Source organism: Microbacterium sp. 8M (assembly GCF_902506375.1).
Taxonomy (GTDB): Bacteria; Actinomycetota; Actinomycetes; order Actinomycetales; family Microbacteriaceae; genus Microbacterium.
Window position 1 is genome coordinate 2,295,256 of the sequence record NZ_LR733284.1, and the last position, 22,619, is coordinate 2,317,874.

Sequence of the window (22,619 nt, forward strand, 5' to 3'; positions counted from 1 at the left end):
GCGCCGACGGCCTCCGCAGCGCCTACTGGGCGGCGCGCTCCAGGATGAGCTCGCGCACCCGGGCCGCGTCCGCCTGACCCTTCATCGCCTTCATGACGGCACCGATCACGGCGCCGGCGGCCTGCACCTTGCCGTCCTTGATCTTGGCGAGCACGTCCGGCTGCGCGGCCAGGGCCTCGTCGATCGCGGCGATGAGCGCGCCGTCGTCGGACACCACCGCCAGGCCACGCGCGTCCACGACCTCCTGGGGCGAGCCTTCGCCGGCGATGACGCCCTCGAGCACCTGACGCGCGAGCTTGTCGGTCAGCGTGCCCGCATCCACGAGCTGCTGCAGAGCCGCGACGTTCGCCGCGCTGACCAGGGATGCGGCGTCGACCTCGCGCTCGTTCGCGATGCGGCTGATCTCACCGGTCCACCACTTGCGGGCGGCGTCGGCGGTCGTGCCGGCGGCGATCGTCGCTTCGACCTCGTCGAGCAGCCCGGCGTTCACCACGCCCTGGAACTCGATGTCGCCGAAGCCCCACTCGGCCTTGAGCCGGCGGCGACGGGCGACCGGCTGCTCGGGCAGCGCGGCACGCAGCTCCTCGACCAGCTCGCGCGGCGGCTGCACGGGCAGCAGGTCGGGCTCCGGGAAGTAGCGGTAGTCGTCGGCGTCCGACTTGGGACGCCCCGGCGAGGTGGTGCCGGTGTCCTCGTGCCAGTGCCGCGTCTCCTGGGTGATCGTCCCGCCCTCGGCGAGGATCGCCGCCTGGCGCTGGATCTCGTAGCGCACGGCGCGCTCGACCGAGCGCATCGAGTTGACGTTCTTCGTCTCGGTGCGCGTGCCGAGCTTCTCCTGCCCGCGCGGACGCAGCGACACGTTCGCGTCGCAGCGCAGGTTGCCGCGCTCCAGGCGCGCCTCCGAGATGCCGAGCCCGCGCACGATGTCGCGGATGGTCGCGACGTACGCCTTGGCGATCTCCGGAGCCCGGTGCTCGGCGCCGAAGATGGGCTTGGTGACGATCTCGACGAGGGGCACGCCGGCGCGGTTGTAGTCGACGAGCGAGTACTCGGCGCCCTGGATCCGGCCGGTGGATCCGCCCATGTGGGTGAGCTTTCCGGCGTCCTCCTCCATGTGCGCCCGCTCGATCGGGATCGTCACGAGCGTGCCGTCCTCGAGCTCGACCTCGACGGAGCCCTCGAACGCGATCGGCTCGTCGTACTGCGAGATCTGGTAGTTCTTGCCGAGGTCCGGGTAGAAGTAGTTCTTCCGCGCGAACCGGCACGACTCGGCGATCGAGCAGCCCAGCGCCAGGCCCAGGCTGATCGAGGACCGCACGGCCGTCGCGTTCACGACCGGCAGGGATCCGGGAAGGCCCAGATCCACCGGCGCGATGAGCGTGTTCGGCTCGGCGTCGTGGTTGCGCGCGTTCGCAGGGTTCGGGGCGTCCGAGAACATCTTGGTCTCGGTGTTCAGCTCGACGTGCACCTCGAAGCCGAGCACGGGCTCGAAGAGCTCGAGCGCCTTGTCGTAATCCATCAGCTTCACGGCGGACATCAGCGGGTTCCTCCCAGCACGGGCTTCTCAGCGAGCTCAGGTGCGCGGTCGAGCAGCGGCCCGCCCCACGCGTCGACGAGCAGGGTCTCCAGCGCGGCGCCCACCCGGTACAGGCGGGCGTCCTCGCGCGCCGGCGCGAGGAACTGGATGCCCACGGGAAGGCCGTCCTCGTCTGCGAGACCCGACGGGATCGAGATTCCGGGGACGCCGGCGAGGTTGGCCGGGATGGTCGTGAGGTCGTTCAGGTACATCTGCAGCGGGTCGCCGACACGCTCCCCCAGCTTGAACGCCGTGGTCGGCGCAGTCGGCGTGGCGATCACGTCGACCTGCCCGAAGGCGGCATCGAAGTCGCGCTGGATGAGCGTGCGCACCTTCTGCGCACTGCCGTAGTAGGCGTCGTAGTAGCCGGCCGACAGCGCGTAGGTGCCGAGGATGATGCGCCGCTTCACCTCGGGGCCGAAGCCGACCTCGCGGGTGAGCGACATCACGTCCTCGACCGTGCCTCCGCCGTCGGGGGTGACCCGCAGGCCGAAGCGCACGGAGTCGAACTTCGCCAGGTTGCTGGACGCCTCGGCGGGGAGGATCAGATAGTAGGCGGCGACGCCGTATTCGAAGTGCGGGGCCGAGATCTCCACGATCTCCGCACCCTGCTGCTGCATGCGCTCGAGCGCGGCGTGGAACGAGCTCGCGACGCCGGGCTGGAAGCCGGAGTCGGGGAGCTCGCGGATCACACCGACCTTGAGGCCCTTCAGGACCTCCCTGGTCGCCCCTTCGCGCGCGGCCGCGGTGAACGACGGCCAGGCGTCGGGCAGCGACGTGGAGTCCTTGGGGTCGTGGCCGCCGATCACGTCGTGCAGCAGGGCCGAGTCGAGCACCGTGCGCGAGACCGGGCCGACCTGGTCCAGGCTGGAGGCGAGGGCGATGGCGCCGTAGCGGCTCACCCCGCCGTAGGTGGGCTTGATCCCGACGGTGCCGGTCACGTGCGCGGGCTGACGGATCGAGCCGCCGGTGTCGGAGCCCAGCGCGATCGGAGCCTCGAACGCCGCCACGGCCGCGGCCGAGCCGCCGCCGGAGCCGCCGGGGATGCGATCCAGATCCCAGGGGTTGTGCGTGGGGCCGTAGGCCGAGTGCTCGGTGGAGGAGCCCATCGCGAACTCGTCCATGTTCGTCTTGCCGATGCCGATCAGGCCCGCGGCGCGGGCGCGGGCGACGACGGTCGCGTCGAACGGCGAACGGTAGCCCTCGAGGATCCGCGAGCCGCTCGTGGAGGGCTGGTCGGTGGTGACCAGCACGTCCTTGATGGCCAGCGGGACGCCGGCGAGCTCGCCGAGCTCTTCACCGGCGGCACGACGGCGGTCGACCTCGGCGGCCGCGTCGAGCGCGTGCTCGTTCACGTGCAGGAAGGCGTGCACATCGCCGTCGACGGCCGCGATGCGGTCCAGATGCGCCTGCGTCGCCTCGACGCTCGACAGCTCGCCGGCGGCCAGCTTGGCGCCGAGCTCGGCGGCGGTCCAGCGGATGATCTCGCTCACTGCTCCTCCCCCAGGATCGCCGTCACGCGGAAGCGGTCGCCGTCGTAATCGGGCGCGTTCTGCAGCGCCTGCGCGGTGGTCAGCGTCTGGCCCACCACGTCCTCGCGGAACACGTTGTGCATCGGGATCGGGTGGCTCGTGGCGACCACGTCGGGCGTCGCGACCTCGGACACCTTGGCGATGTTGTCGACGATGGCGTCGAGCTGACCGGTCAGCTGCGTCACCTCGTCGTCGGTGAGCTGGATGCGCGCGAGCACGCCGAGATGGCGTACAAGATCGGGGGTGATTTCAGACACCCGCCCAGTCTAGCCAGCGGCCGCGTCCCGCCCTGTCGCCCGCGGGAGCGGTCGGGGCACCGCGCTGCGCCGGTTCAGTCCTCGAGCACGAGCGCGAACGTCGTGTCGCCGCAGCGCACCGCCCTGGTGCCGCCGGATGTGCCGACCCCTCCCTCATCGCGCACGATGGTCAGCGCGCGCTGCACGTCCTGCCCGCGCAGCAGCGTGCCGGTCACCCGGTGCGAGTCGTTCGAGGCGACGACGCGACCGGATCCGTTCACGACCGTGCCCGTGCCCGCAGCATCGCGAAGGATCGGGAGGATCGCGCGCTCGAGCCGGGACACGTGCACGTCGATGCCGACGACGCCCACCATCCGCCCCTCGTGGGCGACGGGCGCGGTCACGGTCACCGTGTAGTCGTCGGTGCAGAGGTAGTCGACGTAGGGCCCCGTGACGTGTCGTCCGCCGGTGCGCTCCGGCACCTTCCACCACTCCAGCTGCCGGTAGTCCCGGAACTGATCGGACTCGGGGTCGTCGACCGTGTCCAGGCGGCGCACGCTGCCGCGATCTCCCCGGTCCAGCCCGTGGATCTCCCGCAACCACCACGCCAGATGCCACGGCGCATCGGCCAGTACGCCCGGTGTCGCGACGAAGCCTGATCCGGTGACCAGTCCGCCGGGCGCGCTCAACGCCGGCCGTGCCAGCGCGTCCATGAACGGATCCAGCGCCGCGGCGGTGGGCGCGGTGCCCTGCCCGGCGAAGGAGCGGAACTGCTCCTCGACCGCGCTGCGCCAGGTGTCCACGAGCGCGAACAGAGGGGCGAACGTGCCCTCGATCCGCGCGGCGATGCGCTCATCATGCTCGGCGACGGTGCCGGTCATCTCCCGCTCCTTCTGTAAATGGGAATCCTGTGAATGGGAATCCGTCAGCGCGGCGACCGCACGGGCTGCACGGCGGACTCCGCCGCCGCCTCCAGCCGGGTCTTCTCGTCCAGCAGCCATTCGACGCCTCCCGCGATCCGGCGAATGGCCATGGCCCGCGCCGCTTCCGTGTCCGCGTCCGCGATGGCGTCCAGCTGCGCGCTCCTCAGGGCGCGGCTGCGGGCGCGGTTGTCCGCCTCGCGCAGGCCGAGCCAGATCAACGAGCCGATCTCGGCCTGCAGGCGCAGCTCCTCCCGCACCAGCCGCGGCGACTGGCTGAGCGCGGCGACCTCGAGCTGGAATCGCGCGACGGCCCGCCGTGCTCCGCCTGCGCTCTTCAGATCCTCGCTGTCCACGAGTTCGCGCAGCCCCCGCACGTCCTCCTCGCCGGCCCGGTCGGCGGCGAGCTCTGCAGCCATGCCCGCGATGGCCGAGTAGTGCGTGGACGCGTCGCGGAGCTCGACCCTGCTCAGCGCACGGATCCGCTCGTCGGTGAAGCGGCGCGCCGTGTCCGGGTCGAAGGTGACGAAGCTGCCGCCGTCGCGTCCACGACGGGTCTGGATGAGTCCGGCATCGCGGAGCGCCTCGAGCGCCTCCCGCACGGTCACGACGGCGACCCCGAGCCGGCGGCCGAGCTGCGATTCGCTGGGAAGGCGCTCCCCGTCGTGCAGCACGCCCGAGGTGATCGCGTCCTGCAGACGCCGCTCCACCAGCTCCGCCCGGCCGAGATCCGTCAGCGGCGCGAACACGGCGGATCTCGCCGGATCCACTCCCGCCGACACCTGCGCCACGCCGCTCTCCTCTCGAGGCCGTGAGACGACCGTAACACGAGTGTTGACAAAATCCTCTGTTCCCATATGATTCCAAACATCTACTAGCAGAGGATTCGTCCTCGCATCGAAGGGGATGTGATGACCGGCAAGCCCGTCGCGATCAGACTCAGCGGACTCACCCGCGCCTTCGGATCCGTCACCGCCGTCGACGGCGTGGATCTGGAGATCGCCGAAGGAGAGTTCTTCTCCATGCTCGGGCCGTCGGGATCCGGCAAGACCACCGTGCTGCGCCTCATCGCCGGCTTCGAGCAGCCCACCTCCGGGAGGGTCGAGCTGTTCGGAGAGGATGTGACGCGCAAGGCGCCGTTCGACCGCGACGTGAACACGGTCTTCCAGGACTACGCGCTGTTCCCGCACATGACCGTGCTCGAGAACGTGGCGTACGGACTGCGCGTGCGCGGCGTCGGCAAGAGGGAGCGCCGGGAGCGCGCCCGGAAGGCGCTGGCGAGCGTGCGGCTCGAGCACGTGGCCGACCGCAAGCCGAGTCAGCTGTCGGGTGGACAGCGCCAGCGAGTGGCGCTCGCCCGCGCCACCGTCGTCGAGCCGAAGGTGCTGCTCCTGGACGAGCCGCTGGGCGCGCTGGACCTGAAGCTGCGCGAGCAGATGCAGGTCGAGCTCAAGCAGATCCAGCGCGATCTCGGCATCACGTTCATCTTCGTCACTCACGACCAGGAGGAGGCGCTCACCCTGTCCGACCGCATCGCGGTCTTCAGCGCGGGACGGATCGAGCAGCTCGGCACCCCCTTCGAGCTGTACGAGCGGCCGGTATCCCGCTTCGTCGCCGACTTCGTGGGCACCTCGAACCTGTTCGACGATGCGACCAGCGAGCTCGTGCTCGGCCGCCGAGGACACCACTCGCTCCGCCCCGAGAAGCTCCTGGTCGCCTCCGGGCCCTCCGCGGAACCCGGGTTCCGCTCCGCCGCCGGCGTGGTCGCCGAGGCGATCTACCTGGGCTCGGGCGTGCGGCTGGTCGTGGATCTCGACCAGGGTCCGCGGGTCGCGATCCTGCAGCAGAACATCGGCGGGCACGCCCACAACGACCACGGCGACCGCGTGTTCGTCTCGTGGCGCGACGCCGATGTGGTCGCGCTCGGGGACGCGCCGGCGGCCGAGCAGAACGACACCCCCTCCCGCACCATCCGCACGGTCGGCACCCGCTGACCAGTCCTCGCATCCGCGAACGCAGAAGAACGAAGGAGTATCCCATGCGCAAGACCGCTCTCACGACCCTCGCCGCCGTCGGCTTGTCCGCCGCGGTGATCGCGGCCCTCACCGGCTGCGGGACCGCCGGCTCGTCCGGCGGAGGCGGCGCCGGCCCGGTCGACAAGCTGGGCAAGAACGAAGGCGCCGTCAAGATCCTCGCGTGGCCCGGCTACGTGGAGGACGGCTCGAACGATCCGAACGTCGACTGGGTCTCGGAGTTCACGAAGAGCACCGGCTGCAACGTCGAGGCCAAGACGTTCGGCACCTCCGACGAGGCGCTCAATCTGATGAAGACGGGAGACTACGACGTGGTGTCCGCGTCCGGTGACGCGTCGCTGCGACTCATCGCGTCGGGCGACGTGGTCGAGGTGAACACGAAGCTGCTGAAGAACTACGACGGCATCTTCCCGTTCCTCAAGGACCGGGCATGGAACACGGTCGACGGCAAGCACTACGGCGTTCCGCACGGCTACGGCGCCAACCTGCTGATGTACAACACCGAGACGTTCCCGACGGCGCCGACCTCCTGGGACGTCGTGTTCGACAAGGCGTCGGAGCACAAGGGCAAGATCACGGCATACGACTCGCCGATCTACATCGCCGATGCCGCGCTCTACCTCATGGCGCACAAGCCGGAGCTCAAGATCACCAACCCCTACGCCCTCGACCAGAAGCAGTTCGACGCGGCGGTGGACCTGCTCAAGGAGCAGCGCCCGAACATCAGCGAGTACTGGGGCGACTATCTCAAGGAGGTGCAGTCCTTCCAGTCGGGTGACAGCGTCGCCGGCACCACGTGGCAGGTGATCCAGAACACGCTGGAAGGCGAGGGCGGGAAGACCGCCGTGGTCCTGCCCGACGAGGGCGCGACAGGCTGGAGCGACACCTGGATGATCTCCTCCAAGGCGAAGAACCCGAACTGCGCCTACGCGTGGCTCGACTACATCTCCAGCCCGAAGGCCAACGCGCAGGCCACGGCGTTCTTCGGCGAAGCGCCGTCGAGCGAGAAGGCCTGCGACTTCCGCGACGACTGCGCCGCGTACCACGCCGGCGACGCCGAGTACGCGAAGAAGATCTGGTACTGGACCACGCCGATCGCGAAGTGCCTGGACGGGCGGACCGACGTGAAGTGCATCGACTACGCCGGCTGGACCACGGCCTGGCAGCAGATCCGCAACTGAGCGGATCCGGTCGCCCGGGGCGTCGTGCTCCGGGCGACCGGGACCGGTCTTCGAAAGGACCCTTCATGAGCGCCATCGTCTCGACGGAGCCGCCGCGCACCGCGGTGCCGTCTCCGCGCCGCACCTCGGCGCGGCGCGGATCCGCCTTCCTCACCGCGCACCCGCGCGCCCGCCTCGCCCTCCTGCTCTCCGCTCCCCTGTTCTGGCTCTGCGCCGTGTACGTCGTGGCGCTGGCGCTGCTGCTCGTCACGGCCTTCTGGACGACCGACACCTACACCGGGCAGATCCGCACCGAGTTCACGGCCGACAACGTCGTGACCGTCGTCACGGACGCGTTCTACCAGGGCATCACGCTGCGGACCGTCGGGATCGCCCTCGCGGTCACGGCTATCGACGTCGCCCTGGCCCTTCCGATCGCCTACTTCATGGCGATGGTCGCCTCGCCGGCGCTGCAGCGTGTCCTGGTGGTGCTCGTGCTCACCCCGCTGTGGGCCTCGTATCTCGTGAAGGCGTTCGCCTGGCGCTCCGTGCTCTCCAGCGACGGGATCCTGGAGTGGCTGCTGCGACCGCTCGGCGGTCACACGCCCGGCTACGGCATCGCCGCCACGATCATCACGCTGTCGTACCTGTGGCTGCCCTACGTCATCCTGCCCATCTACGCCGGCCTGGAGCGCGTGCCGAGCTCGCTGCTGGAGGCGTCCGGCGACCTCGGCGGGCGGAGCTGGGCCACGCTGCGTCTGGTGGTCTGGCCGATGGCGCTGCCCGCCATCATCGCCGGCACCATCTTCAGCTTCTCGCTCTCGCTCGGCGACTACATCACGATCGGCATCGTCGGCGGCGGCGCGCAGATGCTCGGCACGCTCGTCTTCCAGGACATCGGCGCGGCGAACAACCTGCCCCTCGCGGCGGCCATCGCGCTGATCCCGATCGTCATCATCTTCGGCTACCTGTTCCTCGTGCGCCGCACCGGCGCCCTGGACAACCTCTAGGAGGCACTCGTGCGCATCTCCCCCGGCACCAGGGTGACCCTCGGTGTCATCACGGCGGTCATCCTGGCACTCGTGTACGTGCCGCTCCTCGTGGTCCTCGTCAACTCCTTCTCCACGTCGGCGTCGCTCACCTGGCCGCCGCCGGGGTTCACCCTCCAGTGGTGGGGCAGGGCGTTCCGCAGCGACGGCGCGCTCGAGGCCGTGGGCACCAGCGCCCTCGTCGCACTGATCTCGTCGATCCTCGCCCTCATCCTCGGGACCATGCTCGCCTTCGCCCTGCAGCGCTTCTCGTTCTTCGGAAGGAACACGGTGAACCTGCTGGTGATCCTGCCGATCGCGCTGCCCGGCATCATCACCGGCATCGCGCTGAACAACCTGTTCCGCACCATCCTGGGCGTGCCGCTGTCCATCTGGACCGTGATCGTCGCGCACACGACGTTCTGCATCGTCACGGTGTTCAACAACGCCGTGGCGCGGCTGCGCCGCATGGGCACGTCGCTGGAGGAGGCATCGGCGGACCTCGGCGCGGGGATCTGGACGACGTTCCGCCTCGTGACGTTCCCGCAGCTGCGCTCCGCCCTGCTCACGGGTGGGCTGCTGGCGTTCGCGCTGTCGTTCGACGAGATCGTGGTGACCACGTTCACGGCGGGATCCGGCGTGCGCACCCTGCCCATGTTCATCATCGACAACGTCGCGCGCCCGAATCAGGCGCCCATCGTCTCGGTGATCGCCGTGGTGCTCGTGGTGGTGTCCATCGTTCCGATCGCCCTCGCCCAGAAGCTGTCCGGCAGCGAGCAGCAGCGCCGGTGAGGCGTTCCCCGCGAGCGGCATAGGCTGAGCACGTGACGACGTTCGTTCCTCCGCGCCCCTGGACCGCCAGCTACGCCGAGGGGGTGCCGGAGGACCTCGAGGAGGTCACCGGATCCCTGGTCGACATCGTGGAGGCGTCCGCGCGCGACTATCCGGATGCGCCGGCGCTGCAGTTCTTCGGCCGCACGACCTCGTACCGCGACCTGCAGGCGTCGATCGAGCGGGCCGCCGCCGGCCTGCGGGCGCTCGGCGTCAAGGCCGGGGATCCGGTCGCGATCGTGCTGCCCAACTGCCCCCAGCACATCGTGGCGTTCTACGCCGTGCTGCGCCTGGGCGCCGTGGTGGTCGAGCACAACCCGCTCTACACGCCGCGGGAGCTGCGCAAGCAGTTCGAGGACCACGGCGCGAAGCACGCCATCGTCTGGAACAAGGTTGTCGCCACCGTGCAGGAGTTCCCGTCGGACCTCGCCGTCACGAACCTCGTCTCCGTCGACGTGACGCGCGCGATGCCCGCGCTCACCCGGCTCGCGCTCCGCCTGCCGGTCGCGAAGGCGCGGGAGTCCCGCCATGCCCTCACGACGAAGGTGCGCGGCACCGTGGCCTGGGAGTCGGTGGTCGGCCATGCCCCACTGCCCGCGGCGCATCCGCGCCCCGTGACCGACGACCTCGCGATCATCCAGTACACCTCCGGCACCACGGGCACCCCGAAGGGCGCCTCCCTGACGCACCGCAACCTGCTCGCCAACGCCGCACAGGCGCAGGCGTGGGTGCCGTCGATCACCCGCGGAGACGGCTGCGTCGTCTACGCGGTGCTGCCGATGTTCCACGCGTACGGGCTCACCCTGTGCCTCACGTTCGCCATGTCGATGGGCGCGCGGCTCGTGCTGTTCCCGAAGTTCGACCCTGAGCTCGTGCTCGAGGTCACGAAGAAGCACCCGGCGACCTTCCTGCCGCTCGTTCCCCCGATCGCGGACCGGCTGCTGGCCGCGGCCACCGCGAAGGGCGTGTCGCTCGCCGGCACGGAGATCGCGATCTCCGGCGCGATGGCGCTGCCGCACGAGCTCGTCGTGCCGTTCGAGCAGGCGACGGGCGGGTACCTCGTCGAGGGGTACGGACTCAGCGAGTGCTCCCCCGTGCTGATGGCCAACCCGGTCGCCGCGAACCGCGTGCCGGGCACGGTGGGGCTGCCGCTGCCGGGAACCGAGTGCCGTGTCGTGGATCCGGACGAGCCGACGAACGACGTCGAGCCGGGCCAGCCCGGCGAGCTCGTCGTGCGCGGACCGCAGGTGTTCTCCGGCTACTACGGCAAGCCCGAGGAGACCGAGGCCGTGTTCGTGGACGGCTGGTTCCGCACTGGCGACATCGTCACGATCGACGACGCCGGCTTCGTCCGGATCGTCGACCGCATCAAAGAGCTGATCATCACGGGCGGGTTCAATGTCGCGCCCACCGAGGTCGAGGGGGCGCTGCGCCAGCACCCCGACGTCGTGGACGCCGCCGTCGTGGGCCTTCCGAACGAGCACTCCGGCGAGGAGGTCGTCGCGGCGATCGTCGTGGATCCGGGCACGGACGTCGACGTCGAGGCGATCCGCGAGTTCGCCCGCGGGATCCTCACCCCGTACAAGGTGCCCCGGCGCATCTTCGTCGTCGACGAGCTGCCGAAGTCGCTGATCGGCAAGGTGCTGCGCCGGCAGGTGAAGGAACGCCTGGTCGCGCTGACCTCCGGGAGCTGAGCGCCGGCGGGTGCGCTCCCAGCGTCGGCACCGGCCGGGACGGTACTCTGAGATGTGACTGAAGACGCCGCGACTCACGAAGACGCCCCCGCCGAGACCGAATCGACCCCAGGATTCGAGGAGCTCGGCATCACCGGTCCCGTGCTCGCCGCCATCAAGGCCCTCGGCTACGAGACCCCGTCCGCCATCCAGCGCGAGACCATTCCGCTGCTGCTTGGCGGCCGCGATGTTCTCGGCACCGCACAGACCGGGACGGGCAAGACCGCCGCGTTCGCGCTTCCGATCCTGGAGAACCTGGATCTGCAGCAGCAGAAGCCGCAGGCGCTCGTGCTCGCCCCCACCCGCGAGCTCGCCCTCCAGGTGGCGGAGGCGTTCGAGGCTTACGCGGCCCAGATGCCCGGCGTGCACCTGCTGCCCGTTTACGGCGGCCAGGGCTACGGCGTGCAGCTGTCCGCGCTGCGCCGGGGCGTGCACATCGTCGTCGGCACTCCGGGCCGCATCATGGACCACCTCGCCAAGGGCACGCTCGACCTGTCCGAGCTGAAGAACCTCGTCCTGGACGAGGCCGACGAGATGCTCAAGATGGGCTTCGCGGAGGACGTGGAGCAGATCCTCGCCCAGACGCCGGAGGACAAGCAGGTGGCGCTGTTCTCGGCCACGATGCCCGCGACCATCCGCCGCCTCGCGCAGCAGTACCTGCACGACCCCGAGGAGATTTCGGTCAAGGCGAAGACCACCACCAACGCGAACATCACGCAGCGCTATCTGGTCGTCTCCTACGCCCAGAAGGTGGATGCGCTCACGCGGATCCTCGAGGTGGAGAACTTCGAGGGCATGATCGTGTTCGTCCGCACCAAGAACGAGACCGAGACGCTCGCCGAGAAGCTCCGCGCCCGCGGTTACTCCGCCGCCGCGATCAACGGCGACATCCCGCAGCCCATGCGCGAGCGCACGGTGAACCAGCTCAAGGACGGCAAGCTCGACATCCTCGTCGCGACCGACGTGGCCGCGCGCGGCCTGGACGTGGAGCGGATCAGCCACGTGGTGAACTTCGACATCCCCACCGACACCGAGTCGTACGTGCACCGCATCGGTCGCACCGGCCGCGCCGGCCGTTCCGGCGACGCGATCAGCTTCATCACGCCTCGCGAGCGTTACCTGCTCAAGCACATCGAGCGCGCCACCCGACAGCAGCCCGCGCAGATGCAGCTGCCGACGACCGAGGACGTGAACAGCACGCGCCTGGCGCGCTTCGACGACGCCATCACCGCGGCGCTGGAGGAGACGGGCCGGATCGAGGGGTTCCGCGACATCATCGCCCACTACGTGCGTCACCACGACGTGCCGGAGGCCGACGTCGCCGCCGCACTCGCGGTGGTCGCCCAGGGCGAGACCCCGCTGCTGCTGGATCCCGAGGACGACGCGCTGTCCGCCGCCGTCGCCGCGGACAACCGCCCGCCGCGCGCGGACCGCGCCGAACGGTCCGGCGGCCGCGATGCGCGGGATCGTGACGACCGCGGTCCCCGGCCGGAGCGGCGCAGCCGCGGCGACTACACCCCGTACCGGATCGAGGTCGGCCGACGCCATCGCGTCGAGCCCCGGCAGATCGTGGGCGCCCTGGCGAACGAGGGCGGTCTCGGCCGCGACGACTTCGGCGCCATCACGATCCGCCCGGACTTCTCGATCGTCGAGCTGCCGGCGAACCTGGATCCGTCCGTGCTGGACCGGCTGCGCGACACCCGGATCTCGGGCCGGCTCATCGAGATCCAGCGCGACGGCGGCCGCCCCAACCGCGGCCCGCGCCGGGACCGGGACGACCGAGGACGCGACGACCGGGGGCGCGACGACCGCGGCTTCCGCGAGCGGCCGCGGCGCGACGACCCCGGGTACGGCGACCGTCCGCGGCGCGACGACCGCGGTCACGGTGAGCGTCCGCGCGACGACCGGCGCTCGGACGAGCGGCCCCCGCGCAAGCCGCGTCACAAGGACTGAGCCGGGCGGCTCGGCACTGAGCGATCAGGGCGTCGCGGCGGCCGGCCGCTCCTCGTCGCCGTGCCGGTGCACGACCTTCCACTCTCCGTTGTCGCGGCGGTACACCTGGGTCACGCGCAGGACGTGGTCGCCCGGACGTCCGTTCACGCTCAGCGAGAAGAGCTCCCTGTGCGCGGTGTAGGCGAGGTCGCCGTGCACCTCGGCGGCGATGAGCTCGACGGTGATCGAGGTGAGATCGGAGAACGACTCCCCCAATCGCCGGAACACGTCGCGCACCTGATCGGCGCCGGATGCGCTGAGAGAGGCGCCGAAGAGGGTGACCGGCTCCCGCGACGACCACGTCTCCGAGCGGGGCGCGGCGTCGCCTCGATACAACGCGGTCTCCGCCGCCTGCCAGGTCGTGCCGAACCACTGCAGGAACTCGTCGCGTTCATCCATGGGAGTATTCAACGCTTCCCGGACCGGTCGTAGAAGGGGCTCGCCCCCGGCCTGCTCTCCGACCGGCAGCGATCAGCGCAGGACGACGGGTTTGGTGCGGACCGGGCCGAGCCAGCTCGCGATCAGCACCGCAGTGATCGATCCTGCGGCCATGATCGCGGCAAGCACGACGATCTGGAAGCGCCCCGCCTCCAGTGGGGACAGACCTCCGAAGATCGCGCCGACGAAGGCTCCGGGCAGCACCACGAGGCCCGTCGTCTTCGTCTGATCGACCGAAGGGATGAGCGCTTCACGCACTGCCCTGCGCGCGAGATCGAGCGTGGAACGGCGCGGAGTGGCGCCCAGGGCGAGCCAGCCTTCGACCTCCTCCCAGCGATCGACCACCGACGCCGTGAAGCGTCGCCCGGCGAGCGTCGCGATGCTCATCGAGTTGCCGATCAGGATCGCCCCGATCGCGAGCAGGTAACGGGGCGTCGGCTGCAGGGCGCCGGTTGCGAAGACCGTCCCGATCGACACGACCGCGCCGGCGCCGATCGAGGTCGCCATCACGAGGATGGTCCGGCGGCCGCCGCCCGTGCGCCGGACGGCGACGCCGGTCGCGATCGAGAACATCACCAGCAACGCGACGCCGATCCATGCCGGCTGCGTCACGATGCCGGTGAGGACGACGCTGATGGCCGCCAGCTGCACGGCACCCCGCAGGATCGCAAGCGCGGGGGCCCACCGTCCCGGCACGCGGAAGAGGGTCAGAGCGATCGTGGCGATCGCGGCGAGGGAGATCACACCGATCACCGTCGGCGCCAGCGCGATCCCGTTCACCGTCATGCGTCCTCCGGGACAACCCTATGTCCGGGAGCGGATCCGAACGACGAGCGGCCCTAGAAGGGTGGTGGGTCGGTGGTGTGGTGGCCGGTGGGTGTGGTGACTTCGACGGTGCGGTCGGGCCGGCTGCGGTAGATCATCCGGGTGCGGTGGTGGCGGGTGTGATCCGCCGGGCACAGCGGACGCAGGTTCCCGATATCGGTCGGCCCGCCGCGGGCCCACATCCGTTCGTGGTCGAGGTCCGCGTCCAGGGCGAGCCGGTCGCAGCCGTCGCGGGCGCAGGTGCCGTGCTGCAGCACCAGCCAGTCCCGCTGCGCCTTCGTCGGCCGGTAGGTGCGGCGGTCCATGTCCAGGACCACCCCGCGGACCGGATCCGTGATCACCCGCCGGAACCCGGACGCATCCAGGAACGCCTGCCGCGCGGTCACCGCATCGATCGGCCCGTGCCCGACCAGCTGCGCCCGCGTCGCCGACGCGACCGGGTTCCCGAACGCGCCCGACGCGGTGGAACCGCACCCGCATCCAGAGCCGGCACCGGTGAGCAGGCCGACCGGGACCGTGACGAACACGGTCGTGGTCACCGCCTTGTCCGTGCCCGTCCCGGTGAGCCAGTCGCAGAACAGATCCGCACGCACCTGATCCCGGGTACGCCCCTCCCGCCGGTCCTTCTGCAGGTGCTTCGCCGCGGACGTCAACCGGCGCTTGATCGCGACCGCCTGCACGGTCGGCACCAACGCCATCAACCAGGTCATGCCATCGTCGGCCTCCTCCACCACGACGCGCCGATCTGCCATCCCGCGCGCATGCTTCTGCTCCGCCAGGGCCGGATCGAGCCGCTCCACAAGCACCCTCAAACGCCGCCGGAACGCGCCGACCGGCAGGTGCAGCGCCCACTCCGACGCCGCCCGATCCACCAGCCCGATCGCCTCCGCCGCATACTCTCGCGCCACCGGATCCGCCCCCACCGGGGCCCGCAACCGCAGCACCGCACCGACCGCGGCCTCCACGAACCGCAACCCGGCGAACCCGTCCCGCGCCCGCTCCCACAACAACGGCAGGAACTCCCGCGCCGTCTCCGCGGTGCACAGCAGCGACCGCACCTCGTTCTCCGACACCTGCAACCGCAACGCGATATCGAACACCACCGCCCGCACCGCATGCTCCACATCATCCGCACGATCGCCGACCGTGTAGATCTCCGGATGCCGACGCGTCAACGCCACCGCCTCGAGGATCCCCTCCGCCCGCGCCACGGCACGCCGGTTGATCGCGACGTCGTCCTCCTGCAACCGATCCAGCAGCACCCGCGCGACCACATCCTCCCCCACGACCTCACGCACACCCGCAGCATGCGGGGCGGGGATCGGAGTGGTGGAGGCCATGCCCCAGTTTAGCACTTATGTTCGAAGAACAGAAGAACTGATCCGCAGAACCACACGGAAGTCCGCGGGAAGACAACGCCACTCAGCCGAGCGCGTCCGGCCCCTCAGTAACGAGGACATGGAACTGTGCGGCGTCCAGGATCCGGATGCCCAGCTCCTCCGCCTTCGCGAGCTTGGACCCGGCTCCCGGACCGGCCGCGACGAAGTCGGTCTTCTTCGAGACGCTCGAGGCCGCCTTGCCTCCGGCCTTGATGATCGCCTCCTGCGCCCCCTCACGCGTGTAGCCCTCGAGGGAGCCCGTGGCGACGACGGTGAGCCCGTCGAGCACTCCGCCCTCCGACACGGCTGCTCCGGGTCCGGGGTGGCCGGGCGTCGCCCACTGCACACCCGCGTCGGCCCAGCGCTGCACGATCTCCTGGTGCCAATCCACGGCGAACCAGTCCAGGAGCGAGTCGGCGATGATCCCGCCGACGCCCTCGACCGCGGCCAACTCCTCCCGCGTGGCACCACGGATCGCGTCGAGCGAGCCGAACCACTGCGCGAGCGCCCGGGCGGCGACGGGACCGACGTGGCGGATGTTCAGCGACACGAGCAGGCGCCACAGCTCCTTGGTCTTCGCCTTCTCCAACTCCGCCAGCAGCTTCACCGCCTGGGAGGACGGCTGCGGCCCGGTGATCCCGTCCTTCTTCTCCGCTGCCGTCGGGTTGCGCCGGAACGGGGCACGCGTCTTCACGACGCCGTCCTCGTCCTCCTTCGGCAGCCCGGTCTCGGCGTCGCGGACGACCACCTCGATCGGCACGAGCTGCTCGAGCGTCAAGGTGAATAGGCCCGCCTCGGTCTCCAGCGGCGGAACGGCGGGATGGCTCGGCTGGGTGAGCGCCGCGGCCGTCACCTCGCCCAGAGCTTCGATGTCGAGAGCCCCGCGGGATCCAATGTGCTCCACCCGGCCGCGCACCTGCGCGGGGCAGGAGCGCGTGTTCGGGCAGCGCAGGTCGATGTCGCCTTCCTTCGCGGGCGCCAGGACGGATCCGCACTCGGGGCAGCGCTCGGGCATCACGAACTCGCGCTCAGTGCCGTCGCGCCGTTCGACCACCGGGCCGAGCACCTCCGGGATCACGTCGCCGGCCTTGCGCAGCACGACGGTGTCGCCGATCAGCACGCCCTTGGCCTTCACCACGTCCTTGTTGTGCAGCGTGGCCTGACGCACCACCGAGCCCGCGACATGTGCGGGCTCCATCACGGCGAACGGGGTGGCCCGCCCGGTGCGCCCGACCGAGACGACGATGTCGAGCAGCTTCGTCTGCACCTCCTCCGGCGGGTACTTGTAGGCGATCGCCCACCGCGGGGCACGGCTCGTGGCGCCCAGCTCCTCGTGCAGCTCGAGCTCGTCGACCTTCACGACGATGCCGTCGAGCTCGTGCTCGATGTCGTGCCGGTGCTCGCCGTAGTACGCGACGAAGTCGGCGACCTCGTCGATCGTGGCGCAGACCTTCGTGTGCGGGCTCGTGGGAAGGCCCCACTCCGCGAGCAGGTCGTAGACCTGGCTCTGCGCCGCGACCGGCGGGTCCGGCCACGCGCCGATGCCGTGCACATACAGCGCCAGCGAGTCGACCCGCAGCAGGCCGGCCTCGAGCTCCATGCCGTCCTTCTTGTCCAGCTGCTGGCGTAGCCCGCCGCTCGCCGCGTTGCGCGGGTTCGCGAACGAGGGGAAGCGCCGCGCGGCGGCGGTGCGCGCCTTCTCCTCGTCGAACGGCTTCTTGGTGCCGGCCCGCGCCTGGAACCGCTCCAGGGCCTCGGCGTACGCGCGGTCGCGGAAGGCGGCCTGCGCAGCGTTCAGCCGCTCGAAGGCCGCGACCGGGATGAACACCTCGCCGCGCACCTCCACGACCGGAGGATGACCGGATCCGCTCAGGCGCTCGGGGATGCCGGCGACGCGCAGGGCGTTCTCCGTGACGATCTCGCCGACCCGACCGTCCCCGCGGGTCGCCGCCGAGGTGAGCACGCCGTTCTCGTAGCGCAGGTTGATCGCGAGTCCGTCGATCTTGAGCTCGGTGAGCCAGGCCACGTCGCGCCCCGCCGCGGCGCGGGTCTTCGCGGCCCAGTCCCGCAGCTCGTCGAGCGAGAACACGTTGTCGAGGCTGAGCATCCGCTCGGCGTGCTCGATCGTCTGCAATCCGGTCGTCTCGGCGGCGCCGACCATCTGCGTGGGCGAGTCCTGCCCCTGCAGCTCGGGGTGCAGCCGCTCGAGCTCTTCGAGCCGGTGCATCCAGGAGTCGTAGGTGGCGTCGTCCACCAGCGAGGTGTCGCGCCCGTAGTACGCGTCCTTCGCCTCCAGGATGCGGGTGGTCAGCTCCTCCGCCTCGGCACGGGCGTCTTCCAGCGAGATGTTCTCCGGCACCCCTGAAGTCTACGAGCGGGGTGGGACATCACACGCCGGCGGGCACCGCCGACACCGTGCGATCGATCGTGAACTGCCCGAGCACGCGCGTTGCGATGTAGAGCACAGCACTCTGTCCCGGCGCGACGCCGTCCAGCGGCTGGTCCGGGATCACCCGCACGCCATCGCCGGACACGAACGCGCGCGCCGGGACAGGATCCGCATGGGCGCGGATCTGCACCTGGCACGCGAACTCGGACTGCGCAGGCGCAGCGCCCGCCCAGGAGCGCCGCTCCCCCGAGATCTCGGCGATCGCGAGCGCCTCCTTGGGCCCGACCACGACGGTGTTCGAGACCGGACGCACCTCGAGCACGAAACGGGGCTTGCCGTCGGGCGCGGGCACGCCGAGGCGCAGCCCGCGGCGCTGGCCCACGGTGAACGCGTGCGCGCCGTCGTGCGTGCCGACCACCGCACCGTCGCGGTCGACGATCTCGCCCTGCTCCGCGCCCACCTTCTCGGCCAGCCACCCGCGCGTGTCGCCGTCCGGGATGAAGCAGATGTCGTGGCTGTCCGGCTTCTGCGCCACGCTCAACCCGCGCTCCGCGGCCTCCGCGCGCACGAGCGCCTTGGACGGCGTGGATCCGAGCGGGAAGTACGTGTGCGCGAGCTGCTCGGCGGTGAGCACGCCGAGCACATAGGACTGGTCCTTGGCCGCGTCCGAGGCGCGATGCAGCTCGAGGCCGTCCGGCCCGTCGACGAGGGTGGCGTAGTGACCGGTGCACACCGCGTCGAAGCCCAGCTCGAGGGCGCGCTCCAGGAGCGCCGCGAACTTGATCTTCTCGTTGCAGCGCAGACACGGGTTCGGCGTGCGGCCCGCCCGGTACTCCGACACGAAGTCCTCGATCACGTCCTCGCGGAATCGCTCCGAGAAATCCCACACGTAGAACGGGATCCCGAGCCGATCCGCCGCGCGCCGCGCGTCCATCGCATCCTCGATGGTGCAGCAGCCCCGGCTGCCGGTGCGCAGCGTGCCGCCGGCTCGGGACAGCGCGAGATGCACGCCCACCACGTCGTGACCCGCCTCGACGGCGCGCGCCGCAGCGACCGCGGAGTCCACTCCCCCGCTCATCGCCGCCAGAACACGCATGGATCCAGTCTAGGAGCGGTCGGCTGAGCGCGGACCGGGACGGCTCAACGGGCCGCCCCGGAGGCCCGTTCGTAGGCCTCGCCGATCACCGCGAGCACCGCGTCGACGTCGGCGTCGCCCGACGTGCGCCCGAGCGTGAAGCGGATGACGCTGCGGGCCTCGGCCTCGCTGCGGCCGAGCGCCTGGACGACGTGCGACGGCTCGGCGACACCGGCCTGGCACGCGGAGCCCGCGGATGCCGAGATCCCCGCCGCATCCAGGAGGAACAGCAGGCTCTCGCTGGGCGCCCCGGGGAACAGCAGGTGGGCGTTGCCGGGCAGGCGCCCCTCCGGCGCCGGGTCGCCGAGCAGCCGCGCCGCGGGAACGCGCGCGAGGACGCCCGCGACGAGCTGGTCGCGCAACGTGCCCAGGCGGGCGGCCTCCGCGTCACGCTCGGATTCGGCGAGCTCCGCGGCGCGCGCGAACGCGGCGGCGCCGGCCACGTCCTGCGTGCCCGACCGCAGGCCCCGCTGCTGCGCTCCGCCGTGCAGCAGCGGAGAAAGGCGCGCCGATCGGGCGACCACGAGCGCGCCCGTCCCCACCGGCGCGCCGATCTTGTGGCCCGCCACGCTGAGCGCGACCAGCCCGGCCCCGGCCGCGGCATCGCCCCGCCACGACCGGAACGACACGGGCACGTGGCCCAGGGCCGCCACGGCGTCGAGGTGCAGCGGAACCGCGGCCGCCGCGGCCGCGCCCGCCAGACCCGCCACGTCGTTGAGGGTGCCCACCTCGTTGTTCGCGACGAGGGCCGTGGCCAGGGCGGCACCCGACGCGGCGACCGCCCGGGCGAACTCGCCGACGGGTATGCGGCCGACCGCATCGAGGCGGACGGGGCGCACCGTCGCGCCGTCCGCGGCGAGCGCGGCGACGGTGTCGAGGGTCGCGTGGTGCTCGCCGTCCGGCAGCACGACGGCGTCGGCCGCCGCCTGCCGAGAGCGCCACAGCCCCTGCACGGCGAGGTTCACCGACTCCGTGCCGCCCGAGGTCAGCACCACCTCGATGGGATCGCAGTCGAGCACCTCCGCGAGCCGCTCCCGGGACTCCTCCAGGATCCGGCGGGCCTGCTGGCCGGCGCCGTGCGTGGACGAGGCATTGCCCGTCGTCCGCGCGACCCGCAGCCACTCGTCCGCGGCCTCGGGACGCAGATCGGTGGTGGCGGCGTGATCCAGGTAGTGCACACCTCCACTCTCGCACCTCCCGCGCCGACAGGATCCGGTCACCCCCCCTCGCGGGACCCGGTGGCAGGGATCGCGGGACCGCGTGGCATCCCGAGCCCGTCAGGCCGCGTATTCTGTCCGTCATGTGTCCGCATGCGATAGAGGACAAGGCGCCGGTACCCGACGGCGAAAGCTGCTCCTTGTGCAGCCCTTCCCTGGACGATCTCGGCGTCCGCCTCCATGACGGGGTCGCGACCTTGCGCGTCTGGTCTCAGAACGCGTCGTCGATCGAGCTCGTGATCTTCGATGAGACCGACCTGGACTGGGAGACCGCCCAGCTCGCGCTCGAGCGCCGTCCCGGCGGCGTCTGGGAGATCACGACGGAGCTCCTGCGGCCCGGCACGCGCTATGCGCTGCGCGTGGACGGCGCACACGGCCCCGGCAACACCTTCAACCCCGAGACCCTCCTCCTGGATCCCTATGCGCGCGGCCTCGCGCAGGGCGACGGCTACGAGGAGTGGCGCTCGGTGGTCATCGAGGACGGCTTCGACTGGGGCGACGTCACCAAGCCGCAGACCCCGATGGATCGCACGGTGATCTACGAAGGGCACGTCAAGGGGCTCACCAAGCGCCATCCCGGCGTGCCGCCGGCGCTGCACGGCACCTATGCCGGGCTCGCGCACCCCGCGATGATCGAGTACTACCGCGAACTCGGCATCACCGCCGTCGAGCTGCTGCCGGTGCACGCGTTCGCCTCGGAGCCCCGGCTGCTCGACCGCGGCCTGACGAACTACTGGGGCTACAACACCCTGAACTTCTTCACTCCGCATGCGGCCTACGCGACCGAGGAGGCCCGCAAGGCCGGTCCGGAGGCCGTGCTGCGCGAGTTCAAGGGCATGGTGAAGCTCCTGCACCTGGCCGGAATCGAGGTGATCCTCGACGTCGTGTACAACCACACGAGCGAAGAGGGCATCGGCGGTCCCCGCAGCAGCCTGCGCGGCATCGACAACGCCCTCTACTACCGCCAGCTCGAGGACGGCAGCTACGTCGACACGACGGGCTGCGGCAACACGCTGAACACCGCGACTCCGGCCGCCGCGCGCCTCGTCCTGGACTCGCTGCGCTACTGGGCCACCGAGATGCAGATCGACGGCTTCCGCTTCGACCTGGCCACGGCGCTCGGCCGCGACGAGTCGAACACCTACACCCCGGAGCATCCGCTGCTGCAGGCGATCAGGACGGATCCGGCGCTCGCCGACGCCAAGATCATCGCGGAGCCCTGGGACGTCGGCATGGGCGGATGGCAGACCGGCAACTTCCCGGCCGGGTGGAGCGAGTGGAACGACCGCTACCGCGACCGCGTCCGCAACTTCTGGCTCAGCGACATCGACTACGCCCGCCGCGCCTCGGCGCCGACCGGCATCGGCGGCTTCGCCAACCGTCTCGCGGGATCGGCGAACACGTTCAGCGACGAGCGGGGGCCCCTCGCCAGCATCAACTTCGTCACCGCGCACGACGGCTTCACGCTGCACGACCTCGTCGCCTACGACGTCAAGCACAACGAGGCCAACGGCGAGGACAACCGGGACGGCGCGGACATGAACCGCTCGTTCAACCACGGCGCCGAAGGTCCCACCGACGATCCCGGCATCCTCGCCGCCCGGCGCAAAGCCATGCGCAACCTGCTCGGCACGCTGCTGTTCTCGGCCGGAGTGCCCATGCTGACGGCCGGCGACGAATTCGGGCGCACGCAGCGCGGCAACAACAACGCCTACTGCCAGGACTCCGCGATCAGCTGGCTCAACTGGGACCACGAGCCCTGGCAGAAGGACCTCCTCGCGCACACGGCCCGGCTCATCCGGCTGCGGGACGAGAACCCCGCCCTGCGTCCCCTCCTGTACGCGCGGCTCGGCGAGCACATCCCGAACGCGTCGGTCATGGACTGGTTCGATCAGGACGGCGAGACGATGGAGGTCGAGCAGTGGAACGACCCGCGCAACCGCACCCTGCAGTACGCGGCCGCGTCCACGCCCGACAAGGAGGCCTTCAATCGCATCCTGCTGATCGTGCACGGCACGGAGTCGCCGATCGATGTGCGCCTGCCCGTGATCGAGGGCGTGACGCGCTACATCGCGCTCTGGTCGAGCGCGGATGAGCGTCCGTCGCCGGTCGAGACGGTGCACCGTCCGGGCGACGTGATCGCGCTTCCCGGCACGTCGATGCGACTCTTCCGCGCCGAGTGACACACGGCTACC

The 22,619-nt window shown here is 70.8% G+C and carries 18 protein-coding genes; 7 read left to right on the forward strand and 11 right to left on the reverse strand.

Going from position 1 to position 22,619, the window contains the following annotated elements:
* Window positions 1–22 precede the first annotated feature (22 nt).
* The 5 genes from gatB to AERO9AM_RS11090 form a co-directional block, all read right to left on the reverse strand.
* Window positions 23–1,537 (reverse strand): Asp-tRNA(Asn)/Glu-tRNA(Gln) amidotransferase subunit GatB, encoded by a 1,515-nt coding sequence (gene gatB / locus AERO9AM_RS11070; RefSeq protein ID WP_159576186.1) that lies wholly within the window; start codon window positions 1,535–1,537, stop codon window positions 23–25.
* Window positions 1,537–3,069 carry an Asp-tRNA(Asn)/Glu-tRNA(Gln) amidotransferase subunit GatA gene (gene gatA / locus AERO9AM_RS11075; protein WP_159576187.1) on the reverse strand — a complete coding sequence of 511 codons (1,533 nt, stop codon included), beginning with the start codon at window positions 3,067–3,069 and terminating at the stop codon, window positions 1,537–1,539. The genes gatB and gatA overlap by 1 nt, the downstream gene beginning before the upstream one ends.
* Entirely contained in the window at window positions 3,066–3,365 is a 300-nt protein-coding gene (gatC, locus tag AERO9AM_RS11080) for an Asp-tRNA(Asn)/Glu-tRNA(Gln) amidotransferase subunit GatC (RefSeq protein ID WP_159576188.1), read from the reverse strand. Before gatC ends, gatA begins: the two co-directional genes overlap by 4 nt.
* A gap of 74 nt (window positions 3,366–3,439) precedes the next feature.
* Window positions 3,440–4,225 carry a cache domain-containing protein gene (locus tag AERO9AM_RS11085; RefSeq protein ID WP_159576189.1) on the reverse strand — a complete coding sequence of 262 codons (786 nt, stop codon included), beginning with the start codon at window positions 4,223–4,225 and terminating at the stop codon, window positions 3,440–3,442.
* 44 nt (window positions 4,226–4,269) lie between these two features.
* Window positions 4,270–5,055 carry a FadR/GntR family transcriptional regulator gene (locus tag AERO9AM_RS11090; RefSeq protein WP_159576190.1) on the reverse strand — a complete coding sequence of 262 codons (786 nt, stop codon included), beginning with the start codon at window positions 5,053–5,055 and terminating at the stop codon, window positions 4,270–4,272.
* A 120-nt stretch (window positions 5,056–5,175) separates the two neighbouring features.
* On the opposite strand from AERO9AM_RS11090, the gene AERO9AM_RS11095 reads away from it, so the two are divergent.
* The 6 genes from AERO9AM_RS11095 (at window position 5,176) to AERO9AM_RS11120 (ending at window position 13,002) form a co-directional block, all read left to right on the forward strand.
* Window positions 5,176–6,258 (forward strand): ABC transporter ATP-binding protein, encoded by a 1,083-nt coding sequence (locus AERO9AM_RS11095; RefSeq protein WP_159576191.1) that lies wholly within the window; start codon window positions 5,176–5,178, stop codon window positions 6,256–6,258.
* A 44-nt stretch (window positions 6,259–6,302) separates the two neighbouring features.
* Window positions 6,303–7,478, forward strand: coding sequence for an ABC transporter substrate-binding protein (locus AERO9AM_RS11100; RefSeq protein WP_159576192.1), 1,176 nt, complete (start codon window positions 6,303–6,305; stop codon window positions 7,476–7,478).
* Window positions 7,479–7,543: 65 nt separating this feature from the next.
* Complete coding sequence (locus AERO9AM_RS11105) at window positions 7,544–8,467, forward strand: ABC transporter permease (RefSeq protein WP_159576193.1); 924 nt, start codon at window positions 7,544–7,546, stop codon at window positions 8,465–8,467.
* A gap of 9 nt (window positions 8,468–8,476) precedes the next feature.
* A complete protein-coding gene (locus tag AERO9AM_RS11110; protein WP_159576194.1) occupies window positions 8,477–9,277 on the forward strand; it encodes an ABC transporter permease in 801 nt (266 codons plus the stop codon).
* 32 nt (window positions 9,278–9,309) lie between these two features.
* Window positions 9,310–11,010 (forward strand): long-chain-fatty-acid--CoA ligase, encoded by a 1,701-nt coding sequence (locus tag AERO9AM_RS11115; RefSeq protein WP_159576195.1) that lies wholly within the window; start codon window positions 9,310–9,312, stop codon window positions 11,008–11,010.
* Between the two features lie 54 nt (window positions 11,011–11,064).
* Complete coding sequence (locus AERO9AM_RS11120; protein WP_159576196.1) at window positions 11,065–13,002, forward strand: DEAD/DEAH box helicase; 1,938 nt, start codon at window positions 11,065–11,067, stop codon at window positions 13,000–13,002.
* 24 nt (window positions 13,003–13,026) lie between these two features.
* On the opposite strand, the gene AERO9AM_RS11125 is transcribed toward AERO9AM_RS11120, so the two are convergent.
* The 6 genes from AERO9AM_RS11125 to AERO9AM_RS11150 all read right to left on the reverse strand — a co-directional run bounded on the left by AERO9AM_RS11125 (window position 13,027) and on the right by AERO9AM_RS11150 (window position 20,385).
* Window positions 13,027–13,440 carry a nuclear transport factor 2 family protein gene (locus AERO9AM_RS11125; protein WP_159576197.1) on the reverse strand — a complete coding sequence of 138 codons (414 nt, stop codon included), beginning with the start codon at window positions 13,438–13,440 and terminating at the stop codon, window positions 13,027–13,029.
* 72 nt (window positions 13,441–13,512) lie between these two features.
* Window positions 13,513–14,265: an ABC transporter permease gene (locus AERO9AM_RS11130; RefSeq protein ID WP_159576198.1), complete on the reverse strand. Its 753-nt coding sequence runs from the start codon at window positions 14,263–14,265 to the stop codon at window positions 13,513–13,515.
* 53 nt (window positions 14,266–14,318) lie between these two features.
* Entirely contained in the window at window positions 14,319–15,644 is a 1,326-nt protein-coding gene (locus AERO9AM_RS11135) for an HNH endonuclease signature motif containing protein (RefSeq protein ID WP_159576199.1), read from the reverse strand.
* A gap of 82 nt (window positions 15,645–15,726) precedes the next feature.
* The gene (ligA, locus tag AERO9AM_RS11140; protein ID WP_159576200.1) at window positions 15,727–18,042 is read right to left on the reverse strand and encodes an NAD-dependent DNA ligase LigA; all 2,316 of its coding nucleotides are present in this window, start codon (window positions 18,040–18,042) and stop codon (window positions 15,727–15,729) included.
* Between the two features lie 28 nt (window positions 18,043–18,070).
* The gene (gene mnmA / locus AERO9AM_RS11145; protein WP_159576201.1) at window positions 18,071–19,168 is read right to left on the reverse strand and encodes a tRNA 2-thiouridine(34) synthase MnmA; all 1,098 of its coding nucleotides are present in this window, start codon (window positions 19,166–19,168) and stop codon (window positions 18,071–18,073) included.
* A 44-nt stretch (window positions 19,169–19,212) separates the two neighbouring features.
* Window positions 19,213–20,385, reverse strand: a complete 1,173-nt coding sequence (locus AERO9AM_RS11150; protein ID WP_159576202.1) for a cysteine desulfurase family protein — start codon at window positions 20,383–20,385, stop codon at window positions 19,213–19,215.
* Between the two features lie 122 nt (window positions 20,386–20,507).
* Here AERO9AM_RS11150 and glgX point away from each other — a divergent pair, with 122 nt between their 5' ends.
* Entirely contained in the window at window positions 20,508–22,607 is a 2,100-nt protein-coding gene (glgX, locus tag AERO9AM_RS11155; RefSeq protein WP_159576203.1) for a glycogen debranching protein GlgX, read from the forward strand.
* The last annotated feature ends 12 nt before the right edge of the window (window positions 22,608–22,619 follow it).